This is a genomic window from Pseudomonas sp. (assembly GCF_035277045.1).
Lineage (GTDB): Bacteria > Pseudomonadota > Gammaproteobacteria > Pseudomonadales > Pseudomonadaceae > Aquipseudomonas.
Window position 1 is genome coordinate 84,456 of the sequence record NZ_DATELE010000276.1, and the last position, 25,750, is coordinate 110,205.

General features: G+C 63.0%; 23 protein-coding genes and 2 tRNA genes. 9 read left to right on the plus strand and 16 right to left on the minus strand.

Annotated features, from left to right (window positions below; all coding sequences use genetic code 11):
* Positions 1-83: 83 nt before the first annotated feature.
* The 3 genes from VJS90_RS16455 to VJS90_RS16465 all read left to right on the plus strand — a co-directional run bounded on the left by VJS90_RS16455 (position 84) and on the right by VJS90_RS16465 (position 2,324).
* Positions 84-404: a hypothetical protein gene (locus tag VJS90_RS16455; protein WP_324122709.1), complete on the plus strand. Its 321-nt coding sequence runs from the start codon at positions 84-86 to the stop codon at positions 402-404.
* A 123-nt stretch (positions 405-527) separates the two neighbouring features.
* Positions 528-1,160, plus strand: coding sequence for a TetR family transcriptional regulator (locus tag VJS90_RS16460; RefSeq protein WP_324122710.1), 633 nt, complete (start codon positions 528-530; stop codon positions 1,158-1,160).
* A 54-nt stretch (positions 1,161-1,214) separates the two neighbouring features.
* The gene (locus VJS90_RS16465) at positions 1,215-2,324 is read left to right on the plus strand and encodes an AGE family epimerase/isomerase (RefSeq protein WP_324122711.1); all 1,110 of its coding nucleotides are present in this window, start codon (positions 1,215-1,217) and stop codon (positions 2,322-2,324) included.
* A gap of 3 nt (positions 2,325-2,327) precedes the next feature.
* Here VJS90_RS16465 and VJS90_RS16470 read toward each other — a convergent pair whose 3' ends face one another.
* The 6 genes from VJS90_RS16470 to VJS90_RS16495 form a co-directional block, all read right to left on the minus strand.
* Positions 2,328-3,095, minus strand: a complete 768-nt coding sequence (locus VJS90_RS16470; RefSeq protein ID WP_324122712.1) for an SDR family oxidoreductase — start codon at positions 3,093-3,095, stop codon at positions 2,328-2,330.
* 566 nt (positions 3,096-3,661) lie between these two features.
* Positions 3,662-4,378 carry an ABC transporter ATP-binding protein gene (locus tag VJS90_RS16475; RefSeq protein WP_324122713.1) on the minus strand — a complete coding sequence of 239 codons (717 nt, stop codon included), beginning with the start codon at positions 4,376-4,378 and terminating at the stop codon, positions 3,662-3,664.
* Complete coding sequence (locus VJS90_RS16480) at positions 4,375-5,250, minus strand: ABC transporter ATP-binding protein (RefSeq protein WP_324122714.1); 876 nt, start codon at positions 5,248-5,250, stop codon at positions 4,375-4,377. Before VJS90_RS16480 ends, VJS90_RS16475 begins: the two co-directional genes overlap by 4 nt.
* Positions 5,247-6,530: a high-affinity branched-chain amino acid ABC transporter permease LivM gene (livM, locus tag VJS90_RS16485; RefSeq protein ID WP_324122715.1), complete on the minus strand. Its 1,284-nt coding sequence runs from the start codon at positions 6,528-6,530 to the stop codon at positions 5,247-5,249. The genes VJS90_RS16480 and livM overlap by 4 nt, the downstream gene beginning before the upstream one ends.
* 2 nt (positions 6,531-6,532) lie before the next feature.
* Positions 6,533-7,447 (minus strand): ABC transporter permease subunit, encoded by a 915-nt coding sequence (locus VJS90_RS16490; protein ID WP_324122716.1) that lies wholly within the window; start codon positions 7,445-7,447, stop codon positions 6,533-6,535.
* Between the two features lie 153 nt (positions 7,448-7,600).
* A complete protein-coding gene (locus VJS90_RS16495; RefSeq protein ID WP_324122717.1) occupies positions 7,601-8,737 on the minus strand; it encodes a branched-chain amino acid ABC transporter substrate-binding protein in 1,137 nt (378 codons plus the stop codon).
* Between the two features lie 458 nt (positions 8,738-9,195).
* Here VJS90_RS16495 and pncB point away from each other — a divergent pair, with 458 nt between their 5' ends.
* Both pncB and nadE read left to right on the plus strand, forming a co-directional pair.
* Positions 9,196-10,401: a nicotinate phosphoribosyltransferase gene (pncB, locus tag VJS90_RS16500; RefSeq protein WP_324122718.1), complete on the plus strand. Its 1,206-nt coding sequence runs from the start codon at positions 9,196-9,198 to the stop codon at positions 10,399-10,401.
* 3 nt (positions 10,402-10,404) lie between these two features.
* Entirely contained in the window at positions 10,405-11,232 is an 828-nt protein-coding gene (gene nadE / locus VJS90_RS16505; RefSeq protein ID WP_324122719.1) for an ammonia-dependent NAD(+) synthetase, read from the plus strand.
* Between the two features lie 56 nt (positions 11,233-11,288).
* Here the strand turns inward: nadE and azu are convergent, their stop codons facing one another.
* The 10 genes from azu to rnr form a co-directional block, all read right to left on the minus strand.
* The gene (azu, locus tag VJS90_RS16510; protein WP_324122720.1) at positions 11,289-11,738 is read right to left on the minus strand and encodes an azurin; all 450 of its coding nucleotides are present in this window, start codon (positions 11,736-11,738) and stop codon (positions 11,289-11,291) included.
* Positions 11,739-12,111: 373 nt separating this feature from the next.
* Entirely contained in the window at positions 12,112-12,405 is a 294-nt protein-coding gene (locus VJS90_RS16515) for a hypothetical protein (protein ID WP_324122721.1), read from the minus strand.
* Positions 12,406-12,796: 391 nt separating this feature from the next.
* The gene (locus tag VJS90_RS16520) at positions 12,797-15,103 is read right to left on the minus strand and encodes a YgiQ family radical SAM protein (protein ID WP_324122722.1); all 2,307 of its coding nucleotides are present in this window, start codon (positions 15,101-15,103) and stop codon (positions 12,797-12,799) included.
* Between the two features lie 123 nt (positions 15,104-15,226).
* Positions 15,227-16,624 carry a replicative DNA helicase gene (gene dnaB / locus VJS90_RS16525; RefSeq protein ID WP_324122723.1) on the minus strand — a complete coding sequence of 466 codons (1,398 nt, stop codon included), beginning with the start codon at positions 16,622-16,624 and terminating at the stop codon, positions 15,227-15,229.
* 110 nt (positions 16,625-16,734) lie between these two features.
* Positions 16,735-17,181, minus strand: a complete 447-nt coding sequence (gene rplI / locus VJS90_RS16530) for a 50S ribosomal protein L9 (protein WP_324122724.1) — start codon at positions 17,179-17,181, stop codon at positions 16,735-16,737.
* A 21-nt stretch (positions 17,182-17,202) separates the two neighbouring features.
* Entirely contained in the window at positions 17,203-18,102 is a 900-nt protein-coding gene (locus VJS90_RS16535; RefSeq protein WP_324122725.1) for a hypothetical protein, read from the minus strand.
* Between the two features lie 34 nt (positions 18,103-18,136).
* The gene (gene rpsR, locus VJS90_RS16540) at positions 18,137-18,367 is read right to left on the minus strand and encodes a 30S ribosomal protein S18 (protein ID WP_009403887.1); all 231 of its coding nucleotides are present in this window, start codon (positions 18,365-18,367) and stop codon (positions 18,137-18,139) included.
* Positions 18,368-18,395: 28 nt separating this feature from the next.
* Positions 18,396-18,821 (minus strand): 30S ribosomal protein S6, encoded by a 426-nt coding sequence (gene rpsF, locus VJS90_RS16545; RefSeq protein ID WP_324122726.1) that lies wholly within the window; start codon positions 18,819-18,821, stop codon positions 18,396-18,398.
* 208 nt (positions 18,822-19,029) lie between these two features.
* Positions 19,030-19,776: a 23S rRNA (guanosine(2251)-2'-O)-methyltransferase RlmB gene (gene rlmB / locus VJS90_RS16550; protein ID WP_324122727.1), complete on the minus strand. Its 747-nt coding sequence runs from the start codon at positions 19,774-19,776 to the stop codon at positions 19,030-19,032.
* The gene (gene rnr / locus VJS90_RS16555) at positions 19,773-22,424 is read right to left on the minus strand and encodes a ribonuclease R (RefSeq protein WP_324122728.1); all 2,652 of its coding nucleotides are present in this window, start codon (positions 22,422-22,424) and stop codon (positions 19,773-19,775) included. The genes rlmB and rnr overlap by 4 nt, the downstream gene beginning before the upstream one ends.
* A gap of 267 nt (positions 22,425-22,691) precedes the next feature.
* On the opposite strand from rnr, the gene VJS90_RS16560 reads away from it, so the two are divergent.
* From VJS90_RS16560 to VJS90_RS16575, 4 genes are all read left to right on the plus strand, one after another.
* Positions 22,692-22,778, plus strand: a tRNA-Leu gene (locus VJS90_RS16560).
* A gap of 76 nt (positions 22,779-22,854) precedes the next feature.
* Positions 22,855-22,941: transfer RNA gene (locus tag VJS90_RS16565), tRNA-Leu, on the plus strand.
* A gap of 178 nt (positions 22,942-23,119) precedes the next feature.
* Positions 23,120-24,133, plus strand: a complete 1,014-nt coding sequence (locus VJS90_RS16570; protein ID WP_324122729.1) for an extracellular solute-binding protein — start codon at positions 23,120-23,122, stop codon at positions 24,131-24,133.
* Complete coding sequence (locus VJS90_RS16575; RefSeq protein ID WP_324122730.1) at positions 24,133-25,698, plus strand: iron ABC transporter permease; 1,566 nt, start codon at positions 24,133-24,135, stop codon at positions 25,696-25,698. Before VJS90_RS16570 ends, VJS90_RS16575 begins: the two co-directional genes overlap by 1 nt.
* Positions 25,699-25,750 lie beyond the last annotated feature (52 nt).

Consider the following 25,750-nt stretch of genomic DNA (forward strand, 5'->3'; position numbering starts at 1 on the left):
CCCGTATGAACTTTTCCCTGGCGCTCCCAAGCGTAGCATTGCCCTCGTAGCCACTTTCCAGCACCCACCGAGGAGCACTGATCATGAAACGCCAACTGCTGCTGAGCCTGTCCCTGTCCATCCTGGCCGCCAACGCCTTTGCCCTGCCGGCCGACGACCTGCACCTGACCGCCGAATCCCGTTCCAGCTCGGCCGAGATCGCCCAACCGCTGAAAACCGTTGCCGAGGGTGGCTCTGATCGACTGATAGAGCGTAGTGAACGCATCGCCGAAGGTGGCTCCGACCGCCTGATCGAACGCAGTGAACGCATCGCCGAAGGTGGCTCCGACCGCCTGATCGAAAACAGCGACCGCATCGCCGAAGGTGGCTCCGACCGCCTGATCGAAAACAGCCGTGCGAGCTGATCCCCATGCCCGAAAACCGCACGCCGCCCAGTCGCGGTAAACCTCCTCCCGAGCCCGGTCCATTGACCGGGCTCCGTTTTTTTAACTAGAGTGCTGGCCCGTACCGCCATCGATACCTGCCCCATGCTGCCGCGTGCCGAACAGAAACTACAGACCCGCCAGGCCCTGCTCGATGCTGCCTGCCAGCTGATGGAGAGCGGCCGTGGGTTCGGGGGTATCAGCCTGCGGGAGGTGGCCAGGACGGCGGGCATCGTGCCCACCGGCTTCTACCGTCACTTCACCGACATGGACGCGCTGGGCCTGGCGCTGGTTGGCGAAGTAGATGCGACCTTTCGCCAGACCATCCGCCTGGTGCGGCAGAACGAATTCGAGATGGGCGGCATCACCGATGCCTCCGTTCGCATCTTTCTCGGCGTGGTTGCCGCCCATCGGGCGCAATTCCTGTTCCTGGCACGTGAGCAATACGGCGGCTCGCAGGCCGTGCGCCAGGCCATCGGCCGGTTGCGCCAGGACATCAGCAGCGACCTTGCCACCGACCTTGCGCGCATGCCGCGCTGGCAACACCTGGACGCCGACGCGCTGACGGTCATGGCCGACCTGGTGGTCAAGACCGTGTTCGCCACCCTGCCCGAACTAATCGACACCCCAGCCCCTTTTGATGCGCAAACGATCAGCCCGCAGGAAAAGATCATCCAGCAGCTGCGCTTCATCTTCGTCGGCGCGCGCCACTGGCAGGGCTTGCGTCACCCGGTCTAGCGGGCGCATTCCTGCTACCATTGCGCGCATTGCCCGATAGCGACGAGCGCTTCCATGTCCGACCCCCGCCCTTCCCTGCCCGAACTGCACACCCGCCTCGACCGATTCAGCCGGCACCTTGCCGAGCGCATCGTGCCGCTGTGGCAAGGCCCGGGGTGGAACGCGGACCTGGCGCTGCCCTTCGAGGCGCTTGACGACCAGCAGCGCCCGTTACCGGCGCAGCGCTACCGGGCCATGGCCTGCGCGCGCCAGCTGTACCTGTTCAGCAGCCGCATCGAGCAGCCCGGCGCCGCCGAACGCGCGGCCGCGCTGTTCCGCTCGCTGCGACGGCATTTCCACGACGCCGAGCATGGCGGCTGGTTCTACAGCATCGACGCCCAGGGCCAGCCGCTGGACCGGCGCAAGGACCTCTACACCCATGCCTTCATCGTCTTCGCCTGCGCGCATTACTGGGGCAAGGTGCGCGAGCCACTGGTCGAGTCCACCCTCAACGCGGCGCTCAGCGTCGTGACCGAGCGCTTTGCCCGCGACGATGGCCTGTTCGAGGCGAGCCTGGGCGAAGACTGGTCGGACCTGGGCAGCGGACCGCTGCAAAACCCGCAGATGCACCTGGCCGAGGCCTTTCTGCAAGTACTGGCGGTACGCGATGACGCTGCCGTACAGGAACGCCTTGAACACCTGTGCGAAGCCCTGCAGACACACTTCATCGACCCGCAGCACGGCGTGATGCTGGAAAAGCCTCGCGGGGCTGTGGATAACTGGTTCGAGCCTGGTCACCAGTTCGAGTGGTTCTACCTGCTCGAAACCTCAGGGCTGCTACGCGGCAGTGCGCTGCACGCCTCGATCAGCCGCGCCTTTGCCCACGCCGAAGCGCTTGGGGTGAAGGACACCGCGGTGCTGGCGATGCTCGCCGTGGATGGCCAGGTGCTCGACGCCACCCAGCGTATCTGGGCCCAGGCCGAGTACCTGCGCGCCCTGGCATTGCGCCCGGGAAATGCGGCCAGCCTGCTGGCGCAGCTGGCGGCGCTTGAAGAGCGCTTCCTGCATGCCGGCGGCTGGCACGAGTGCCGCGACGCCAGTGGGGCGGTCAGCCGGCATGACATGCCTTCGACCACGCCCTATCACCTGGCCACCTGCCTCGAAGGGCTGCAGCGCCTGGCGTGAACCTTACGCCTTGGCGGAGCGGTCGATGGCGAAGCCTGCCCACGACTGGCTCACCGGCATCAGCTCCAGGCTGTTGATGTTGATGTGCGCCGGCTGGTTGAGAATCCAGAAGATGGTCTCGGCGATGTCCTGGGGCTGGATCGGCTCGGCGCCCGCGTAGGTGGCGTCGTAGCGCGACTGGTCACCGCCGAAGCGCACCAGCGAGAACTCGCTTTCGCACAGACCCGGCTCGATGTTGCTCACCCGTACGCCAGTGCCCTGCAGGTCACAGCGCAGGCTCAGCGAGAACTGGCCGACGAATGCCTTGGTGCCGCCATAGACGTGGCTGCCCGGGTAGGGATAGTTGCCCGCCACCGAACCCACGTTGAGGATGGTCGCGCCGCGGCCATGGGCGATCAGGCGTGGCAGCAGCAGGCGGGTGCTGAACATCAGGCCCTTGATATTGGTGTCGACCATGGTTTCCCAGTCATCCAGGTCGCACTTCTGCGCAGGATCGGTCCCCAGGGCCAGCCCCGCGTTGTTGACCAGGCCACGCAGCGTGGCGAACTCCGGTGGCAGCGAGGCGATCGCCTCTTCCATGGCCTTGCGGTCACGCACGTCCAGCACCAGGCCATGCACCTTGGTGATTGCCGACAGCTCGGCGCACAGCGCATCGAGGCGTTCCTGGCGGCGGCCCGTGAGCACCAGCGACCAGCCGGCCTCGGCAAAGCGCCGCGCACAGGCTTCGCCAAAACCGGAAGTCGCGCCTGTGATGAATACCGTGGAAGTCATGCTGTTCTCCTTCGAAGTGGGGATGCCGTCGGCAAGCCTTGCAGCATGCCCGCCAGACACGCTGCCAGCAAGCGCCGCAGCCACTGATCAAAAAACGTACAAGACTCGCAAAGCCACGTGCCAGACGCCTTGGGGCAGGGTATGCGCATGTTATCCACAGGGCTTTCCCCACGGATTGGGGGCAACTTGGAAGGGAGATCGAGCCGCGGATTACAGGGGTGATGGCGCAACGCTTTCATCCATGCCGTGTACAGCGGTCTGTCCCAGGCTTTCCCACAGATTTATCCACAGGTTTGACAAGGGTGTCAGTTAGGGCCTGGGAAGTCTGGATATGCAAGGAAAAAGTATCCACAACCGCTGATTGATCAAAAAACGAACAGCACACTACAGGCCTTGCCATCCGTGGCCTACAGCCAGATGCCACCATGTTTTCCACAGCCAGCCACACACGATCCGTGGACAACTTCAAGGCTGTGGAAACAAAGGCTTATCTCCCCAATTTGACGCCACACAGGAGAAGGGTGCGACAAGTTGTCCACATAACCCTTCCGCCTGGTGTCAGGCCCTCAATGCCCACCCAGATACGCGTTGCGCACCTCTTCATTGACCAGCAGCTCCTGCCCCGTCCCGGTCATGCGTATCTGCCCGTTGACCATCACGTACGCGCGGTCCGACAGCTTGAGCGCATGGTTGGCGTTCTGCTCCACGAGGAAGATGGTCATGCCGGTCTTCGCCAGTTCGCGCAGGGTTGCGAAGATCTGCTTGACCACGATGGGTGCCAGCCCCAGGGACGGTTCGTCCAGCAACAGAAGCTTGGGACGGCTCATCAGCGCGCGGGCGATGGCGAGCATCTGCTGCTCGCCACCCGACATGGTCATGGCACGCTGGGTACGGCGTTCCTTGAGCCGGGGAAACAGCTCGTACATGCGCTGCATGTCTTCGCTGGCGTACTTGTCGCCGATGGGGATGGTGCCCATCAGCAGGTTTTCCTCCACGGTCATGTCCGGAAACACCCGCCGCCCTTCCGGCGACTGGGCGATGCCGTTGGAGGCGATGTAGTGCGATGACTTGCGAGTGATGTCGGTGCCCCGGTAGACAATCTGCCCGCCCGCCGCCCGTGGCTGGCCGAAGATCGACATCAGCAGGGTCGACTTGCCGGCCCCGTTGGAGCCGATCAGGCTGACCGTCTCGCCCTCGTTGATGTGCATCGAGACCTTCTTCAGGGCCTGGATCGGCCCATAGAACACGTCCAGCTCGCGAAGCTCGAGAATGGGTGCGCTCATACCAGTTCCTCTTCGTCGGCACCCAGGTAGGCGGCGATCACCGTCGGGTTGTTGCGGATATCCTGCGGAGCGCCCTCGGCAATCACGTTGCCGTGGTCGAGCACCACGATGTGGTCGGAAATGCTCATCACCATGCCCATGTCGTGCTCGATCAGCACCACGGTCATGTCGTGCTCGTCCCGCAGCACGCGGATCATGCGGCTCAAGGCCTCGGTCTCGTGCGGGTTGAGGCCGGCCGCCGGCTCGTCGAGGCAGATGATCTGCGGACGCGTGCACATGGCCCGGGCAATCTCCAGCCGCCGCTGCTGCCCATAGGACATTTCACCCGCCAGGCGGTTGGCGCAATCGACCAGGTCGACCACCTCGAGCCAGTAGAAGGCGTGGTCCAGGGCATCGCTCTCGGCCTTGCGGTATGCCTTGGTATTGAGCACCCCGGCCAGCAGGTTGCGGTTGACCCACATGTGCTGGGCCACCAGCAGGTTCTCGACCACCGACATTTCCCGGAACAGGCGGATGTTCTGGAACGTGCGCGCCAGCCCGGCCCGGTTGACCAGGTGGGTGCCGCCGAACATCTTGTAGTACAGGCGGCTGCCCAAGGTCTTGGGGGACACGAAGTCCGTCGCCTGGAAGCGCTCGCCGAGCAGCTGGATGACGTTGGTCTTCTGCCCGCGCATGCTCATCTCGATGCGCCCGCCGCTGGCCTTGTAGAAACCGGTCAGGCAGTTGAACACCGTGGTCTTGCCGGCGCCGTTGGGGCCGATCAGGGCGAAGATGTCGTTGCGCCTGACCTTCAGGCTGACATCACTGAGCGCCTTGATACCGCCGAAATGCATCATCAGGTTGTCGACCGACAGAATGATATCGTCGCTCATGGCGCCACTCCTTTACGCGGGACGACACCGCTGCGGCTGATACGGATCAGCCCGCGCGGTCGCCAGATCATCATCAGCACCATCAGCACGCCGAACAGCAGCACCCGGTATTCGGAGAAACTGCGCAGCAGCTCCGGGGCCACGGTCAGCACGAAGGCGGCGATCACCACGCCCACGGTCGAGCCCATGCCGCCGAGCACCACGATGGCCAGTATCAACGCCGACTCGAAGAAGGTGAACGACGACGGGTTGACGAAGCCCTGGTAGGTGGCGAAGAACACCCCGGCGAGCCCTGCGGTGGAAGCACCCAGGGTAAAGGCCGAGAGCTTGACCAGCACGTGGTTGAGGCCCATCGAGCGGCAGGCGATCTCGTCCTCGCGCAGGGCTTCCCACGCCCGGCCCACGGGCATGCGGGTCAGCCGGTGCTTGATGTACAGCACGCCCAGCACCACCATGAACAGCACGATGTAGATGAACAGGAATTTCAGGTTGGGGTTGTAGTCGATGCCGAAGAACTCATGGAACGGCACCCCGCCATCCTTGGCCCGACGCCCGAACTCCAGGCCCAGGAAGGTGGGCGACGGCGCCGGCATGCCGTTCGGCCCGCCGGTGAACGACAGCCAGTTGTTGAGTATCAGCCGAATGATCTCGCCGAAGCCCAGGGTCACGATGGCCAGGTAGTCACCGTGCATGCGCAGCACCGGAAAGCCCAGGATGCAGCCGGCCAACGCCGCGGCAATCGCGGCCAGCGGCAGCACGCTCCAGAAACCCAGCCCCAGGTACTGGTAGCCCAGCGCCAGGCCGTAGGCACCGATGGCATAGAACGCCACGTACCCCAGGTCGAGCAGGCCGGCAAGGCCGACCACGATGTTCAGGCCCAGGCCCAGCAGCACATAGATCAGCCCGAGGATCACCACGGTCAGCAGGTACTTGTTGGCGAAAATGGGGAAGACGATGGCGATCACGATCAGCGCCGGGATGATCCAGCGCAGCCGCGACTTGTAGTCCGGCGCCAGGACCTGCACGCCCGAACCGCCGCTGTCGAAGCCCTGAAGCATGCGCTGGCCGGTGCCGGTCTGCAGGAACAGACTGAGCACGAAACGCCCGATCATCACCCCGCCGACCAGCATCGCCACTCGCCGTGGCTCGGCATTGAAGCTGTAGCCGTCGAGCACCACACCCACGACGGGGCCAAACACAATGAGCGCGAGGAAGCCTGCGACCAGGGTTTCAATCAGGCTGCGTTTGATATCGAATCCGGAAGAATTGGCAGCGGACATGGTTACACCTTCGCCACAAGTGGACGACCCAACAGGCCCTGGGGTCGGAAGATCAGGATCAGTACCAGCAGCGAGAAGCTGAACACATCCTTGTAGTCAGAGTTGATCATCCCGGAGAACAGCGATTCGGAAATACCCAGGATGATCCCGCCCAGCATGGCCCCCGGCAGCGAGCCGATGCCGCCCAGCACCGCGGCGGTGAAGGCCTTGATGCCGATGATGAAGCCTGCGTAGAAGTCGAAGGTGCCGTAGTTCATGGTGATCAGCACGCCCGCCAGCGCGGCCATCACCGCACCAATGACGAACACGTAGGAAATCACCCGGTCGGTGTTGATGCCCAGGATCGACGCCATCTTGCGGTCTTGCTGGGTGGCGCGGCACATGCGGCCGAGCCTGGTGAACTTGATCACGTAGGTGAGCAGCCCCATGCCGACGAACGCGGCGATGAGGATGAAGATCTTGGTATAGGTCAGTTGCACGAAGCCGGTGCCGACTTCCATGCGCCAGGCCCCTTCGAGCAGGGTCGGCACGCCTTGCTGGCGAGCGCCCTGGCTGATCTGCGCGTAGTTCTGCAGGATCAGCGAGATACCGATGGCGCTGATCAGCGGCGCCAGGCGGGTGGAGTTGCGCAGGGGCTTGTAGGCGATGCGTTCGATGGTGAACCCATAGACGCCCGTGACAACGATGGTGAACAACAGCGTGCCCAGCATCAGCAGCGGGAAGGACTCGATGCCGAAGTAGGCCAGCAATGCCAGGCTGATCGCCGCGAGGTACGCGGAAATCATGTACACCTCGCCGTGCGCGAAGTTGATCATGCCGATGATGCCATAGACCATTGTGTAGCCGATGGCAATCAGACCATAGACAGACCCGAGGGTCAGTCCATTGATCAGTTGCTGCAGGAAAATACCATCCATAACGCACTCTCACCTGATTGAGACTGCACGTGCGCCGACCACGCAAGGCCCCGGATGAAGCGGCCCTCGCAGCGCAGAACCGTGCAGGTCTACGGAATAGGACAGGTACCGCGGGGCAGCGGCCCGGGTGCGTGCCCGGGCCATCCACCGTTGTTATTTTTGTTTGTCCAGCTGGTGGTACTTGCCGTTGGCATCCCACTGGTAGACCACGTAGTCGGACACGGTCAGGTCACCCTTGGCGTCCCACTTCTTCTCGCCCATCACCGTTTGCACGGGGTTGGCCTTGAGCCACTTGGCGGCATCCTCGCCCTTGTTGCTCTTCGCGCCGTTGAACGCGGCCGCCAACGCCTGGACCGAGGCGTAGGCATACAAGGTGTAGCCCTCAGGCTCGGTGCCGCCCTTGCGGAACGCGTCCACCACCGCCTTGCTGTCGGGCAGCAGGCGCGGGTCGGCGCCGAAGGTCATGTACACACCATTGGTGTATTGGGCACCCCCGGCGGTGGATACCAGCTCGTCGGTGACGATGCCGTCGTCGGACATGAATGCCACGTCCTTGAGGCCCTGCTCGCGAAGCTGGCGGACCAGCGGACCGGCTTCGGGGTGCAGGCCACCGAAGTAGACGATGTCGGCGCCAGCGGCGCGGATCTTGGTGACCACGGCGCTGAAGTCTTTTTCGCCACGGGTCAGGCCTTCGTACAGCACCGGCTTGACGCCGCGCTTCTCCAGTTGCGCCTTGGTCGCGTCGGCCAGCCCCTGGCCGTAGGTGTCCTTGTCATGCAGCACGACGACCTTTTTGCCCTTGAGCACATCGACGATGTAGTTGCCAGCAACGATGCCCTGCTGGTCATCGCGGCCGCACATGCGGAACATCGCGCTCAGCCCGCGCTCGGTGACCTGCGGGTTGGTGGAGCCTGGGGTGATGGCGATCACACCGGCTTCGTCGTACACCTCGGAGGCCGGGATGGTATTGGAGGAGCAGAAGTGACCGACCACGCCGATGACCTTGTCCTGGTCGACCAGACGGTTGGCCACGGCCACGGCTTGCTTGGGCTCGCACGCATCATCCCCTTTGACCAGGACGATCTTCTCGCCATTGACGCCGCCTTTCGCGTTGACTTCGTCGGCCGCTGCCTGCGCACCTTTCATGTACTGCTCGCCAAACGCCGCGTTGGCCCCGGTCATCGGGCCCGCTACGCCGATTTTTATGTCGGCCTGGACAAACGAAGAAACACCCAGCGCCGAAGCCACGGCGAGAGCCAGGAAACCCTTCTTGTAAAACGTCTGCGACATGAGGTGGTGCTCCTAGAGTTTTTTTTGGTTGGCACTACAACGTTCAGCACTTGCTCTGAGCAAGCGCCGTGCCATCAGTTTTGTATTCCGGGAAAACACATCAGGATGCTGCCGAAGCTGACCGGCGGGCGCGTGTCCGGAGAGCGTGCACCTCGCTGCCCTTGGGCAGGCGCTACCTTTTGTCGATCTAAGGCGCAACCGTGCTGTGCCATCATTGCAACCCCGGCAAGTGTTAACGTGCAACTGACCTGTAACAGCGGACGTCACCGAAGTGCACATCGCGGGTGCGCGACTGCTACAGCGAGCACCTTTGCAAGGCTAGCTCGCCCCCGGGGAAAGCGCCGCCCTCGGGCCGCATCCACCGGATTTTCGTCATCGCCGGGAAAAGGCTGGCACAATGGCCCGCATTGCGCGTGCGCCATCCGCTTCGCAGCACGCCGCCGACCTGGAGCCCTTCAATGAGCGAGAGCGCATTCTCCGAGCGCATCGTGCACAACCTGCTCGACACCGATTTCTACAAGCTGACGATGATGCAGGCGGTGCTGCACAACTATCCCAACGTGGATGTCGAATGGGAGTTCAAGTGCCGCAACGGCGAAGACCTGCGCCCTTATCTGGCAGAGATCCGCACCCAGATCGAGCAGCTTTGCGAGTTGAGCCTGGATGAGCAGCAACTGGGCTTTCTGGAACGGATAAGCTTCATCAAGCCCGACTTCCTGCGTTTTCTGGGCCTGTTCCGCTTCAATCTGCGCTACCTGCACCTGAGCATCGAGTACGACCAGCTGTGCCTGCGCCTGCGCGGGCCCTGGCTGCATGTGATCCTGTTCGAGGTGCCGCTGCTGGCCATCATCAGTGAAGTGCGTAACCGACAGCGTTATCCACAGGCGCGGCTGTCAGACGCCCGCGACCAGCTCTATCGCAAGTTCGACTGGCTGCGCGCGCATGCCAGCGACGAGGAACTGGCAGAGCTGCAGGTCGCCGACTTCGGTACCCGTCGGCGTTTCTCCAGCGGCGTGCAGGAAGAAGTCGTGCGGCTGCTGCGCGATGACTTCCCGGCGCGCTTCGTGGGCACCAGCAACGTCAACCTTGCCCGCAAGTTCGATATCAAGCCGCTGGGCACCATGGCCCATGAATGGATCATGGCCCACCAGCAGCTGGGCCCGCGGCTGATCGACAGCCAGAGCGCCGCGCTTGACTGCTGGGTCCGCGAGTACCGGGGCCTGCTCGGCATCGCCCTGACCGACTGCATCACCATGGATGCCTTCCTGGGCGATTTCGATCTGTATTTCGCCAAGCTGTTCGACGGCCTGCGCCATGACTCCGGGGAGCCGGTGGCCTGGGCCGAAAAAGCCATCGCCCATTACCGCAGGCTGGGCATCGACCCGATGACCAAGACCCTGGTGTTTTCCGACGGTCTCAACCTGACCCGCTCGCTGGAAATCTTCCGCGCCCTGCGCGGTCGCATCAACGTCAGCTTCGGCATCGGCACCAACCTGACGTGTGATCTTCCGGGGGTGGCGCCGATGAACATCGTGCTTAAAATGACCGACTGCAACGGCTCGCCGGTTGCCAAGATCTCCGACGAAGCCGCCAAGACCCAGTGCCGCGACCCCAACTTCGTCGCCTACCTGCGTCATGTATTCAAAGTCCCCAGCAAGGAGTAACCGATGCAAGCCGTCCAGCAAGAGATTGCGCAGCAGTTGCAGGTTCAGCCGCCGTTCGCCGATGCCGCCGCGCTCGAGGCCGAAGTGGCCCGGCGTGTGGCCTTCATCAAGCGCTGCCTGGCAAACGCCCGGCTCAAGACGTTAGTGCTCGGGATCAGCGGCGGGGTCGATTCGCTGACCGGCGCCCTGCTCGCCCAGCGCGCGGTGACCGAGCTGCGGGCCGAGACTGGTGACCAAGGCTACCGCTTCATCGCGGTCCGTCTGCCGTACAACGTGCAGCACGACGAGCATGACGCCCAGGCCTGCCTCGAGGTGATCAAGGCCGACGAAGTGCAGACGGTCGACATCGCGCCCGCCGTGATCGGCCTGAAAGACAATGTCGCGGACCTGCGCACGGGCGAGCCGGCGCTGGTCGACTTCGTGGTCGGCAACGTCAAGGCGCGCATGCGCATGATCGCCCAGTACACCATCGCGGGTGCCCGCCAGGGGCTGGTGATCGGTACCGACCATGCGGCCGAGGCGGTGATGGGCTTCTTCACCAAGTTCGGTGACGGGGCCTGCGACCTGGCGCCCTTGAGCGGCCTGGTGAAAAACCAGGTGCGCGCGATCGCACGCAGCTTCGGCGCGCCTGAGTCACTGGTGGAGAAAGTGCCTACGGCCGACCTGGAAGACCTGGCCCCGGGCAAGCCGGACGAGGCCTCCCATGGGATCACCTACCAGCAGATCGACGCGTTCCTGCACGGCGAGCCGGTCAGCCAGGAGGTGTTCGACATCATCGTCGCCACCTACCGCAAGACCCAGCACAAGCGCGAGCTGCCTTTCGCGCCTTGAAACGCGAGGTGGGAGCGGTTGTATCCGCTCCCACCTTGTATTGCGACAGCCCGTCGTTACTTGACGACGACCTTGCCCTTCATCATGGCGACATGGCCCGGGAAGGTGCAGAAGAAGCTGTAGTCCCCGCCCGCTTCCAGCTTGGACAGGTCCAGCGTCACCGTGTCTTCTTTCTCTGGCGCGCCGATCATCCTGGTGTGGGCGATGATGCGTGCGTCATCGGCCTTGAGGTAGTCCTTGTCCAGGCCCTGGGTCATGCCTTCGGTGGCGATGGCCTGCATGTCAGCGGTCTTGCTGATGACCAGGTTGTGACCCATCACGTTCTTCGGCAGGTTGCCAGAGTGGGTCAGCTTGACGGTGAATTCCTTGCAGCTCTTGTCGACCGTGAACTCCTTGCTGGTGTAGGTCATCTGGTCGGTCGAATCGACCGTCACCGAGCATTCGGCGGCGAAGACAGAAGCGCTGGCGAGGGTCAGCAGGGATACCGCTACAGCTTTCGCAAACATCGTGATTCTCCTTGGCAGGGTTTTATCAGTTCGCATGCTGCCTAAGGCCACCCGGCCCTACCCTGATGTGCATCAAGGCAGTGACTGAGGGCCGGCAGTGAAATTGTTCTATGGATTGTATACATAAAACCTAAGTGCGCATCATGCTTCATTCATGGACGATGGGACAACCATATCGAGGAGCGAATAACATGACTTTTGGAAATTTCCTGAACGGAATGCTGGCCGCGTATGCATCAGGGGCCGCGGGTGCGACCTGCCAGTTTGCCCGGCCGGAGTGAATCGCAACGTATGACGGTGAGGGCAGGAATCGATGAATGTCCAGACAGGTTTCACGGCCGCGACCGGGCCGCGAAACCTGAATCCCGGTCTGTCAGCGGGCCGGCGGCGCGTGATTCAACGCTGTGACCAGCGCATCAATCTGGCCCGAGGCGAGTTCCAGGTTGTGCATGCTGTTGGTCAGTGTGTGCTTGAGATCGTCGTCGGGGCAGGCTTTGCAGGCGTTGTGGACTGCGTTATGGGACAGCAGGAAGTAGTGGCAGGCGTTCATCAGCACGTCCTGGATGAGGACTTCGCTGTTGATGATGGCGGCGGCCAGGGTGCTTCCGGGGGTGGGCTCGAATTTCGGGCCCCGCGCTGTGGGAGGATCTGGAACGATTTTCTTCACGTTGTTACTTCCTTATGAAAGCTACAACCTTTTCGTTTCCACACAAAGGGTGGCAGCTGTACGCGGGGTGGAAAACCAGGCGGAAGTAAGGACCCGGCAGGCAGTCAAGCCTCCCGCGCACAGCTGCCATATCAGCAGTTTGCCTACTTCCGCAAAGCCCGGGTTTCCACACCCGATCGCTGAACATTCAGCGACCCTTGCAGCCTAGTGGGAGCCTCTTTCCGGGGCAATCAGACGTGAGCAGACAGAACCCGTAGGATATTTCCCGCCACCCCAAACCACCAGCCCAAACACGTCAGACCACACCGCCAGCACCTGTAGGATCTTTCGCCAGTCAGCCCCACCCCCAGTGCCCGGCTGCGCCGGCACGGAGGCCGGAGGCAGCGCAGCGTCAGCGCGGAAGAACCGGCTGGCGCGTCTTGCCCTTGCCTTTGGCCTTGCCGCCCTTGGCGGCGTCCTTGCGGTCCTTCTCGGCCTGCTTGTTGCGCGCGAACGCGGCGGCCTTGGCCTGCTCGCGCTTGTCCCACGGCTTGCTGCCGTCGCTGGCGCGTGGCGGCAGGCCGGTGTGCTGGGTCAAGATCTTCTGTTCCTTGGCGACCTTGTGGCTGCCCGCCGGGGTCGAGTTCTTGCGGCGGGCACTGTGGTAGGTGTCGCCCTCTGGCTGGTGCAGCGGAATCAACTGGTGCTTGCCCGGGCCGATCAGGTCGGCACGGCCCATGCGCTCAAGCGCCGCACGCAGCATCGGCCAGCCCTTCGGGTCGTGATACCGCAGGAAGGCCTTGTGCAACCGGCGCTGCTCATCGCTCTTGACGATGGTCACCGAGTCACTCTTGTAGGTGACCTTGCGCAGCGGGTTCTTGCCCGAGTGGTACATGGCGGTCGCCGAGGCCATCGGCGACGGGTAGAACGCCTGTACCTGGTCGGCACGGAACCCGTTGCCCTTGAGCCACAGCGCCAGGTTCATCATGTCTTCGTCGGTGGTGCCCGGGTGCGCGGCGATGAAGTACGGGATCAGGTACTGCTCCTTGCCCGCCTCCTTCGAGTACTTCTCGAACATGCGCTTGAAGCGGTCGTAGCTACCGATGCCCGGCTTCATCATCTGATTCAGCGGGCCTTCCTCGGTGTGCTCCGGGGCAATCTTCAGGTAGCCGCCCACGTGGTGGGTGACCAGCTCCTTCACGTACTCAGGCGATTCAACCGCCAGGTCGTAGCGCAGGCCGGAGGCGATCAGGATCTTCTTCACGCCCGGCAACGCACGCGCGCTGCGGTACAGCTGGATCAGCGCCGAATGGTCGGTGTTCAGGTTCGGGCAGATACCCGGGAACACGCAGGATGGCTTGCGGCAGTGACTCTCGATTTCGGTGGTCTTGCAGGCGATCCGGTACATGTTCGCGGTCGGTCCGCCAAGGTCGGAGATCACCCCGGTAAAGCCCGGCACCTTGTCACGAATCTCTTCGATCTCGCGGATAATCGAATCATGCGAACGGTTCTGGATGATCCGGCCTTCGTGTTCGGTGATCGAGCAGAAGGTGCAGCCGCCAAAGCAACCACGCATGATGTTCACCGAGAAACGGATCATCTCGTAGGCCGGGATACGTTCCTTGCCGTAAGCCGGGTGCGGGACACGTGCGTACGGCATGCCGAACACGTAGTCCATTTCTTCGGTGGTCATGGGAATGGGCGGCGGGTTGAACCACACGTCCGCCTCGCCATGCTTCTGCACCAGCGCGCGGGCGTTGCCCGGGTTGGTCTCCAGGTGCAGCACGCGGTTGGCGTGGGCGTAGAGCACCGGGTCGTTACGTACTTTCTCGAACGAGGGCAGGCGGATGACCGACTTGTCGCGGGTCATGCGCGGGCTTTCCAGGATCTGCACAACCTTGGCTTCGTTCGGGTCCTCGACGTCGCCCTTGGCCTGCTCGATGGCGCACGCCTGAGTGTCCTGGGTGTTGACGTAGGGGTTGATGATCTTGTCGACCTTGCCCGGACGGTCGATGCGCGTGGAGTCGATCTCGTACCAGCCCTGCGGCGTGTCACGGCGCACGAACGCCGTGCCGCGCACATCGGTGATGCTCTCGATCGACTCGCCGAAAGACAGCCGCTGGGCGACCTCGACGATGGCGCGCTCGGCGTTGCCGTACAGCAGGATGTCGGCGCAGGCATCGATCAGGATCGAGTGGCGGACCTTGTCCTGCCAGTAGTCATAGTGGGCGATGCGGCGCAGCGAAGCCTCGATGCCGCCGAGGACGATCGGCACATGCTTGTAGGCTTCCTTGCAGCGCTGGCTGTACACCAGGCTCGCGCGGTCCGGACGGCTGCCCGCCAGCCCGCCAGGGGTGTAGGCATCGTCCGAACGGATCTTCTTGTCCGCTGTGTAGCGGTTGATCATCGAATCCATGTTGCCCGCCGCCACCCCGAAGAACAGGTTCGGCTCGCCGAGCTTCATGAAGTCGTCCTTGGACTGCCAGTTCGGCTGGGCAATGATGCCTACGCGAAAGCCCTGGGCTTCCAGCAGACGGCCGATGATCGCCATGCCGAACGACGGATGGTCGACGTAGGCGTCACCGGTCACGATGATGATGTCGCAGGAATCCCAGCCCAGCTGATCCATCTCGGCCCTGCTCATCGGCAGGAACGGCGCTGGTCCGAAGCATTCGGCCCAGTACTTGGGATAGTCGAAAAGTGGTTTGGCTGCTTGCATGTCAGTGACCGGTTCTGGTGTGCAGGGAAATCGCGGGCGCGGAATATAGCACAAATTTTGATCAAATCCGACCGTTCCGGTCGGATTCACGTGGCCGATTAACGGGGCTATTCGACGCGGCGATTACTCGTCGTCGTCGAAGTTGTAGCTACCCGGCGCGAGGTTCTCGAAGCGAGTGTACTTGCCGATGAAGGCCAGCCGCACGAAGCCGATGGGGCCGTTACGCTGCTTGCCGATGATGATCTCGGCGACGCCCTTGTGCTCGGTCTCGGGGTGATACACCTCGTCGCGGTAGACGAACATGATCACGTCGGCGTCCTGCTCGATCGCTCCGGATTCCCGAAGGTCGGAGTTGACCGGGCGCTTGTTGGGGCGCTGTTCGAGCGAGCGGTTGAGCTGCGACAGGGCGATGACCGGGCAGTTGAATTCCTTGGCCAGGGCCTTGAGGGAACGGGAGATCTCGGAAATCTCGTTGGTCCGGTTGTCGCCGCTGGAGCCTGGAATCTGCATCAGCTGCAGGTAGTCGATCATGATCATGGCGAGGTCGCCATGCTCGCGCACCAGACGACGGGTACGCGCGCGCATTTCCGAGGGGCTGATGCCCGCGGTGTCGTCGATGAACAGCTTGCGGTCGTTGAGCAGGTTGACCGCCGAGGTGAGCCGCGGCCAGTCATCGTCATCGAGCTGGCCGGAACGCACCTTGGTCTGGTCGATGCGGCCAAGCGAGGACAGCATACGCATGATCAACGATTCGCCAGGCATCTCGAGCGAGTACACCAGCACGGCCTTGTCGCTGCGCAGCACGGCGTTTTCGACCAGGTTCATGGCGAAGGTGGTCTTGCCCATCGACGGACGGCCGGCAACGATGATCAGGTCGGCCGGCTGCAGGCCGCTGGTCTTCTCGTCGAGGTCGGTGTAGCCGGTGGAGATACCGGTGATGTCGCTGTCGGAGTTGAACAGGGTATCGATGCGGTCGATGGCCTTGGCCAGCAGGTCGTTGACGCCCACCGGGCCGCCGGTCTTGGGCCGGGCTTCGGCGATCTGGAAGATCTGCCGTTCGGCTTCGTCGAGCAGGTCTTCGGCGTTGCGGCCTTGCGGGTTGAAGGCGCTGTCGGCGATGTCGCTGCTGATGCTGATCAGCTGACGCAAGGTGGCACGTTCGCGAACGATCTGCGCATAAGCCTTGATGTTGGCGACGGACGGCGTGTTCTTGGCCAGCTCGCCGAGGTAACCAAGGCCGCCGATCTGCGACGACACCCCTTCCTTTTCCAGCTGCTCGTGCAGCGTGACGACGTCGAAGGGGGTATTCAGGTCCACCAGCTTGTGGATGGCGCGGAAGATCAGGCGGTGGTCATGCCGGTAGAAATCGCCGTCCGAGACCTGGTCCAGCACGCGCTCCCATGAATTGTTGTCCAGCATCAGGCCACCGAGCACGGCCTGTTCGGCCTCGATGGAATGCGGCGGCACCTTCAGGGCTGCGGTCTGCAGGTCGAATTGCTCGGGGGTGGAGATCTCGGTCATGGCCACGCGGAATTCTGGGTGATGAAAAAGACAAAGGGCACGACCTGCAAAGCAGGACCGTGCCCGATGTTAACCGGCTGGCGCCCAAGGGGCCAGCCGATCGGTACAGCTTAGGCTGCGACGACGACCACGCGAACGGTGGCTTCAACGTCGCTGTGCAGGTGCACGGCAACGTCGTATTCGCCAACGTTACGGATGGTGCCGTTCGGCAGACGAACTTCAGCCTTGGCCACTTCAACGCCGGAGGCGGTCAGGGCGTCAGCGATGTCGTGGGTGCCGATCGAACCGAACAGCTTGCCTTCGTCACCGGCGGTGGCAGTGATGGTCACTTCCAGCTCGGCCAGTTGGGCAGCACGGCTTTCAGCCGAAGCTTTCTTGTCCGCAGCCAGTTTTTCCAGCTCGGCACGACGCTCTTCGAACGCAGCCAGGTTGGCGGCGGTAGCAGCGGTGGCCTTGCCGAATGGCAGCAGGAAGTTACGGCCGTAACCGGCCTTAACATTCACTTTGTCGCCCAGGTTGCCCAGGTTGGCGACTTTTTCCAGCAGGATCAGTTCCATTTGGTATAAACCTCTTAACTTTTAACCTTCACCGTTCGCAGAACCGCTGTCGTCACCCTTTTCAGGGGAATTGCGACAGCGAAAATCAATCAGGCTGTCGACAATGGCCAAGACCACGAGCAACGGATAAATCAGGTGCATGAACAGCACCAGCGTCACGTACATCCCGACTAGCCAGAACCGGCCCAGTCGTTTCTGCGCCACCAGCCCGTGCAGCAGGGCGATACCTGCGAACATGAGCGGCACACTGCACAACGGCGTGAGCATCGCCAGGCCCGTACCGAAGTTCGGACCGACCAGCATGCACGCCAGCAGCAACAGCGCCGGCACCTTTGGAATCCGCACCGCCTGAAACTCGCGGCCGAAACCTCCGGGGTTGTACAACGCGGCCTGCCAGTAGCGGCCCAACATCAGGGCCAGCACGCTGACGGCTTGCAACAGAGCCGCTATCAGGCCATTGAGCACCGGTACGATCAGGCCTTCGAGCCGGGCCCGCTCCTCTACCGACATCTGCTGGTAGAGCCCGTCGAGCATCCCCGGCAGGCGATCGATGATCGCCTTGGCCAGGTACTCGATCGGTTCACGGAACACCGAACCCAGGACAACGCCATATACCAGGCCCAGGGCGATGCTGAACAACAGCACCCGGTTCCAGGAATGCCCGGCGCGCAACAGCGCAGCCAGTCCCAGCGTACCCAGCAGCACCATGAGGGTGCGCGGCTCGCCGAAGAACCACCAGGCCAGAGCGGGCAGCAATGCCCAGCCCAGGACCGATGAAGCATCCTTGAATCCGCGCCGCAGGAACACCAGGCACCCAGCGGCGGCACTCAACCAGAACAACAGCGGCAATGCCGCACAACCGACCACCACTACAGTGGCCTGCACGCGACCGCGCATGATGAAATCAGCTAACGCTCGCATGCTCTATCCCTTGCTGCTTGTCGACGGCCCGGTCTCAGCGGCCGTGGCTGTCGGTGTAGGGCAGCAGGGCCAGGAAGCGGGCGCGCTTGATAGCGGTAGCCAGCTGACGCTGATAACGAGCTTTGGTACCGGTGATACGGCTTGGAACGATCTTGCCGGTTTCGGATACGTAAGCTTTCAGGGTGTTGAGATCTTTGTAGTCGATCTCTTTCACGTCTTCAGCAGTGAAGCGGCAGAATTTACGACGACGGAAGAAACGTGCCATGTAATAGGCTCCTCAAAAGGTCCGTGGATTACTCGTCAGCGTTATCGCTGTTGTCGCTGTCATTGCTGTCGTCGCCATCGGCGCTTTCAGCATGCTCAGGACGGTCGCGACGCTCACGGCGCTCACTGCGGTTTTCTTCAGCCTTGAGCATCTCGGACTGGCCAGTGACGGCTTCGTCGCGACGGATGACCAGGTTACGGATCACGGCATCGTTGTAGCGGAAGTTGTCTTCCAGCTCGGACAGAGCCTTGCCGGTGCACTCAACGTTCAGCATCACGTAGTGAGCCTTGTGAACATTGTTGATTGCGTAGGCCAGTTGACGACGGCCCCAATCTTCGAGACGGTGGATTTTGCCGCCGTCTTCTTCGATCAGCTTGGTGTAACGCTCAACCATGCCGCCGACTTGCTCGCTCTGGTCCGGGTGGACCAGAAAGATGATTTCGTAATGACGCATGAATGCTCCTTACGGGTTAGTAGCCTGCCAGAATCCTGGTCAGACAAGGAGTGAATGACACTGTATGTCTTGCCGCGGGAAGAGGCACATGCGCGCCTGCCCGGGTCGGCAAGGGGCGCAATTGTAGAGAAGCCGGGACGGACAAGCAAGGTGATTGGCGAATATTTGTACAGCGAAGAATCCCCCCAGAGATCTGGGGGGAGAAGCGTCAGGACTTGGCCTGACGCTGGCGCACAGCCTCGAACAGGCACACCCCGGTGGCCACCGAGACGTTGAGGCTGCTCACGCTGCCGCCCATCGGCAACTTGACCAGGAAGTCGCAGTGCTCGCGGGTCAGGCGGCGCATGCCCTTGCCTTCGGCGCCCATCACCAGCACGGTCGGCCCGGTCATGTCCTGCTGGTAGATCTGCTGCTCGGCCTCACCCGCGGTACCCACGACCCACAGCCCTTTCTGCTGCAGTTTTTCGAGGGTACGCGCCAGGTTGGTCACCGCCACCAGGGGCATGACCTCGGCGGCGCCACAGGCGACCTTGCGCACCACGGGGGTGAGGCTGACCGATTTGTCCTTGGGGATCACCACCGCCGTGGCACCCGCCGCATCGGCGGTGCGCAGGCAGGCGCCGAGGTTGTGCGGGTCGGTGACGCCATCGAGCACCAGGATCAGCGGCTTGCCCTCGCTGCGATCGATCAGCTCGTCGAGCATCGCCTCATTCCAGACCTGGCTCGGGCTGACCTCGGCGACCACGCCCTGGTGCACGCCTTCGACCCAGGCATCGAGCTCGCGGCGCTCGGCCTGACCGACCGGGATGCGGTGCTGGGCCGCCAGTTCGATCAGCGCCTGGACGCGTGGCTCACTGCGCCCTTCCGACAGCCAGATCTGCTTGACCCGCTTGGGATGGTGCTGCAACAACGCCTGCACGGAATGCACGCCGTAGATCTTTTCCAGCTGACTCATGACTTGCTCTTGCCTTTGCGTGCGGTACTGGCCCCTGATTTCGGTGGCCCCTTGCGGTGCTTGGTCGGCTTGCCGGAAGACGACTTGGCGCCGGACTTGTCCGACTTGGCGGCGCCGGTACGGGCGTCGCTCATCAGCGCTTTCTTCATCTCACGGCTCTTGCGCACCTCGGCGTTGCGCTCAACTGCCTGGGAAGGGAAGTAGGCCTCGGAAGCCTCGCCCTTCTTGCCGCGGCGGGCCGGTTCGGCCTTGGGCGCTGGCGCCGGTGCCGACAGCTCGGTCTTGGACTCGGCACGGGAGCGGGCCTTGGACGGGCTCGCCGAGCGGGAACCGTCGGCGCCCTGCTTCGATGCCGGAGCATCATCCGCGGCACGGCGCTTGCGGCCGATCGGGGCATTGAGGGTGCTGTCGGCCACCTCGAAGTCGATCTTGCGCTCGTCCAGGTTGACGCGCATCACCTTGACGTCGATCGTGTCGCCCAGGCGGAAGCTGCGACCGCTGCGCTCGCCCGCCAGACGATGGTGGATCGGGTCGAAGTGATAGTAGTCACCCGGCAGCGCGCTGACATGCACCAGGCCTTCGACGTAGATGTCGGTCAGTTCGACGAACAGGCCGAAGCCGGTCACCGCGGTGATCACACCCGGGAAGGTCTCGCCCACGCGGTCCTTCATGTACTCGCACTTGAGCCAGTTGACCACGTCGCGGGTGGCCTCGTCGGCGCGCCGCTCGCTCATGGAGCACTGCTCGCCCATCTGCTCGAGGGTGTTCTCGTCGTACGGGTAGATGCGCGCCTTGGGAATGCTCATCGCACCGGCACGTTTGACGTGCGGGGTTTCCTGGCGGGAACGGATGACGCTGCGGATGGCGCGGTGCACCAGCAGGTCCGGGTAGCGGCGGATCGGCGAGGTGAAGTGGGTGTACGCTTCGTAGTTCAGGCCGAAGTGGCCGTTGTTCTCGACGCTGTACACCGCCTGGCTCAACGAGCGCAGCATGACGGTCTGGATCAGGTGGAAGTCCGGACGGTCGGCGATCTGCGACAGCAGGGCCTGGTAGTCCTTCGGCGAAGGCTCCTTGCCCTTGTGCAGCGACAGGCCGAGCTCGCCCAGGAAGGCGCGGAGCTTTTCCAGGCGCTCCGGCGGCGGGCCATCGTGGACACGGTACAGAGCCGGAATCTCGTGCTTCTTGAGAAACTCGGCGGTGGCCACGTTGGCCGCCAGCATGCATTCCTCGATCAGCTTGTGGGCATCGTTGCGCACGGTCGGGCGGATTTCCGCGATCTTGCGCTCGGAGCCGAAGATGATACGGGTTTCCTGGGTCTCGAAGTCGATCGCGCCACGGCTGTGACGGGCATCCAGCAGGACCTTGTAGATCGAGTACAGGCTTTTGAGGTGCGGCAGTACTTCTTCGTACTGAATACGCAGCGCGCGGCCTTCGCGGGTGCGCGAATGCTCGAGCATGCTGCTGACCTTGTTGTAGGTCAGGCGCGCATGGGAGTGGATCACCGCTTCGTAGAACTGGTAGTCGACCATCTGGCCGGACTTGTTCATGGTCATCTCGCAGACCATGGCCAGGCGATCGACATGCGGGTTCAGCGAGCACAGGCCGTTGGACAGCTCCTCGGGCAGCATCGGCACCACCCGCTCGGGGAAGTAGACCGAGTTGCCGCGCACCTGGGCTTCGTTATCCAGGGCCGAGCCCAGGCGAACGTAGCTGGAAACGTCGGCGATCGCCACGTACAGGCGCCAGCCGCCCGAGAACATGCGCAGCTTGCCGAGCGGCTCGCAGTACACCGCATCGTCGAAGTCGCGGGCATCCTCGCCGTCGATGGTGACGAACGGCAGGTGACGCAGGTCGACGCGCTTTTCCTTGTCCTTCTCTTCGACTTCGGAGCGGAACTTGCGCGCTTCCTTGATCACCGCCTCGGGCCAGACATGCGGAATGTCATAGCTGCGCAGCGCGACGTCGATCTCCATGCCCGGCGCCATGTAGTTGCCGATCACTTCGACCACATCGCCCTGGGGCTGGAAGCGCGGGGTTGGCCAGTGGGTGATCTTGATCTCGACGAACTGACCGATCTTGGCCCCGCCATTGCGGCCGGCGGTGACCAGCACTTCCTGCTGGATCTTCGGGTTGTCGGGGGTGACGAAGCCGATGCCGCCTTCTTCGTAGTAGCGGCCGACCACGCTTTCATGGCCCCGGGAAATGACCTCGACGATCACGCCCTCGCGGCGCCCACGGCGATCGACGCCGCCGACCCGTGCCAGCCCGCGGTCGCCATCGAACACCAGGCGCATCTGCGCAGGGCTCAGGAACAGGTCGTCGCTGCCATCGTCCGGGATCAGGAAGCCGAAACCATCGCGGTGGCCCGAAACGCGGCCCAGGATCAGGTCCAGCTTGTCTACCGGGGCATAAGTGCCGCGCCGGGTATAGATCAGCTGGCCGTCACGCTCCATGGCGCGCAGGCGGCGACGCAGGGCTTCGATCTGGTCTTCGGTGGTCAGGCCGAACTCCGCCACCAACTGCTCTCTCGCAGCCGGCTCACCGCGGTCGGCAAGGTGTTGCAGGATCAGCTCACGGCTGGGAATGGGGTTGTCGTATTTTTCCGCTTCACGTGCGGCCTCGGGATCGAGGGATTGCCAATCGGCCATCAGTAGGGGTTCACCTTGGTCTATATAAGGGATAGTTTGGCATAGGCGTATTGAAACCGGAAATGTCAGACTTGGACAGCCCCGCCAAAGGGTACTCGGCGGCTTCGAAGGCCTGCCGAATCAACAACTTGAAATTTTGAATTTTTTTTTGGTCCGGGGCTTTACAGCCTCCAGAGCCATCCGTATAGTGCGCACCACGACGACGGACACCGTCGTTATAGTTGAAAAGCGGACCGATGTGAACCATCGAGTTAGCCTTCAGCGAAAGCCCAGGTGGTGAAATTGGTAGACACGCCAGCTTCAGGTGCTGGTGACCTTACGGTCGTGGAAGTTCGAGTCTTCTCCTGGGCACCAATTTCAAGTTTCAGATAGAGCCTATCTGGAATTTACGAGACACGCTACACCGCTTCATGCTTTACTGCTTCAACTTGCCCAGATGGTGAAATTGGTAGACACGCCAGCTTCAGGTGCTGGTGACCTTACGGTCGTGGAAGTTCGAGTCTTCTTCTGGGCACCATCTTCAAGAAAACCCGCTAGCTCGCTAGCGGGTTTTTTCTTGCCTGCGATTCCCCCTCCTCCACCCGAATGAATTTCATTGCCGGGCGCTGATGAATCTTCTTCCACGTGCTCACTTGAGAAACAATATCGTTTATCATTGTTTCCAAATATGTAGCCGTAAGCGAGGAAGTACCCGCATGACGATCCGCCCGAAACCGCTGATGCGCACCCTGGCCGCCGCCGTACTCGGCCTGGTGCTTGGCGCGCCGGCCGCCATGGCTGCCGACCCGGTGTCCCTGACGCTCTACAACGGCCAGCACAAGGAAATCGGCGAGGCTATCGCCAAGGCTTACGAGGCCAAGACCGGCATTCATATCAATATCCGCAAGGGCAGCAGCAACCAGCTGGCCAGCCAGATCATCGAGGAAGGCGACCGTTCGCCGGCCGACGTGATCTACACCGAGGAATCCCCGCCGCTGAACAACCTGGGCGAGCTGGGCCTGCTGGCGAAGATCGACGACGCCACCCTGCAGATGCTGCCCAAGGAATACGTTGCCGCCAACGGCAGCTGGATGGGCGTTACCGCGCGGACCCGCGTGGTGGTGTTCAATCCCAAGCAGATCGACGAGAAGGACTTGCCACAATCGGTCATGGACTTCGCCAACCCTGAGTGGGATGGCCGCGTCGGCTTCGTTCCGACCAGCGGTGCCTTCCAGGAGCAGGCCGTGGCCATCCTGAAGATGCACGGTCGCGATGCCGCCGAGGAATGGCTGACTGGCCTCAAGGCCTTCGGCAAGACCTACACCAACAACATGGTCGCCCTGAAGGCCGTGGAAAACGGCGAAGTCGCCGCGGTACTGGTGAACAACTACTACTGGTATGCCCTCAAGCGCGAGCGCGGCCAGCTGGACTCGAAGCTGTACTACCTGGCCGACGGCGATGCCGGTGGCCTGGTGACCATTTCCGGCGCCGCCGCGGTCAAGGCCAGCAAGCATCCGAAGGAAGCCCAGGCCCTGCTCAACTGGATGGCCAGCGAAGAAGGCCAGCGCGTGATCACCCAGACCACCGCCGAGTATCCCCTGCATAAAGGCATGGTTTCCGACCAGGGCCTGAAGCCGTTCGAGGAGCTGCGTCCGCCGCAGATCACCCCGGCCGACCTTGGCAACGCCGAGGAAGCCCTGGAACTTGAACGCGAAGTCGGCCTGCTCTGATGACTGCCGCCCTGCCTCAGCCGGCACTGCTGCGCTTCGTGCCACGCCGCAAGCGCCCCTCGATCTGGGTGGTGCTGCCGGTGCTGTTCCTGGTGGCCATGAGCTTGCTGCCATTGCTCTATGTTGGCCTCAAGACCTGGGAAGCCGGCTGGCAGGAAGCGCTGCACCTGCTCTGGCGTCCCTTTGTCTGGGGGCTGATGCGCAACACCCTGATGCTGATGGTCGGCGTGACCGTCGTGTGCCTGGTCGTCGGCCTGGCATTGGCGTGGCTGCTCGAGCGCAGCGACCTGCGCGGACGCCGCTACTGGGGTGTGATCCTGTGCCTGCCATTCGCGGTGCCGTCGTTTGTCAGCAGCTTCACCTGGGTGTCGCTGAGCCCGAAGTTCGAAGGCCTCGGCGGGGCGATCCTGGTCATGGCGCTGTCGAAATACCCACTGGTGTTCCTGCCAGTGGCAGCGACCCTGCGCAACCTTGATACCTCGCTCGAGGAGTCGGCGCGCACCCTGGGCTGCAGCCGCTGGGGGGTGTTCGTCAAGATCACCCTGCCGCTGCTGTGGCCGTCGATGCTGGGCGGCGCACTGCTGATCGCGCTGCACATGCTGGTGGAGTTCGGCGCGCTGTCGATTCTTGGCCTGCAGACATTCACCACGGCGATCTACCAGCAGTTCGAGCTGGAGTTCAGCAACGCCAACGCCGCGATGCTTTCGGCCGTGCTCCTGGCCATGTGCCTGGTGATGTTGTGGCTGGAACTGCGCGTGCGCGGCAAGGCCCGTCATGTGCGCATCGGCCAGGGCGTTGCCCGCCGCGGCGCGCCAGTACGCCTGCGCGGCTGGACGGCACCGGCGCAACTGTTCTGCCTGGGGTTGGCGGTGCTGGGCAGCGGCATCCCGCTGGCCATGCTTGGCTACTGGTTGAGCGTCGGCTCGTCCGCTGCTTTCCCGGTAGCCGATATCAGCCGGGCATTGCTGTCATCGCTGTCGATGTCGCTCGGTGGCGCAGGTTTCACTCTGCTGCTGGCGCTGCCCATCAGCTTCCTGGTGGTCCGCTACAAAGGCCGCCTGGCGATCTGGGCCGAGCGCCTGCCCTACCTGTTGCACGCCCTGCCAGGCCTGGTGATCGCGCTGACGCTGGTGTACTTCGCCCTGCACTATGTTCCCGCGCTGTACCAGACCACGGGATTGCTGTTGCTGGCGTATGCCCTACTCTTCCTGCCGCTGGCCCAGGCGCCGGTGCGCACGGCGCTGAACAAGGCGTCGCCGACGCTTGAAGAAGCTGCGCGGACCCTGGGCGCCAGTTCGTTCGGGGCGTTTTGCCGGGTGACCCTGCCGATCATCTTCCCGGCGCTGGCGGCGGCGTTCGCACTGGTGTTCCTGGATGCCATGAAAGAGCTGACGGCGACCTTGCTGCTCAGCCCGACGGGAATGACCACGCTGGCGACCGAGGTCTGGGCGCATACCGCCAACGTCGAGTTCGCGGCGGCGGCGCCTTATGCGGCGTTGCTGATCCTGGTTTCGGGATTGCCGGTGTACCTGCTGACGACGCGGATGTATCTGAACAGGGCGTAGCCTGCTCGGGCCTCTTCGCTGGCAAGCCGGCTCCCACAGGTAGGTCGCTGCC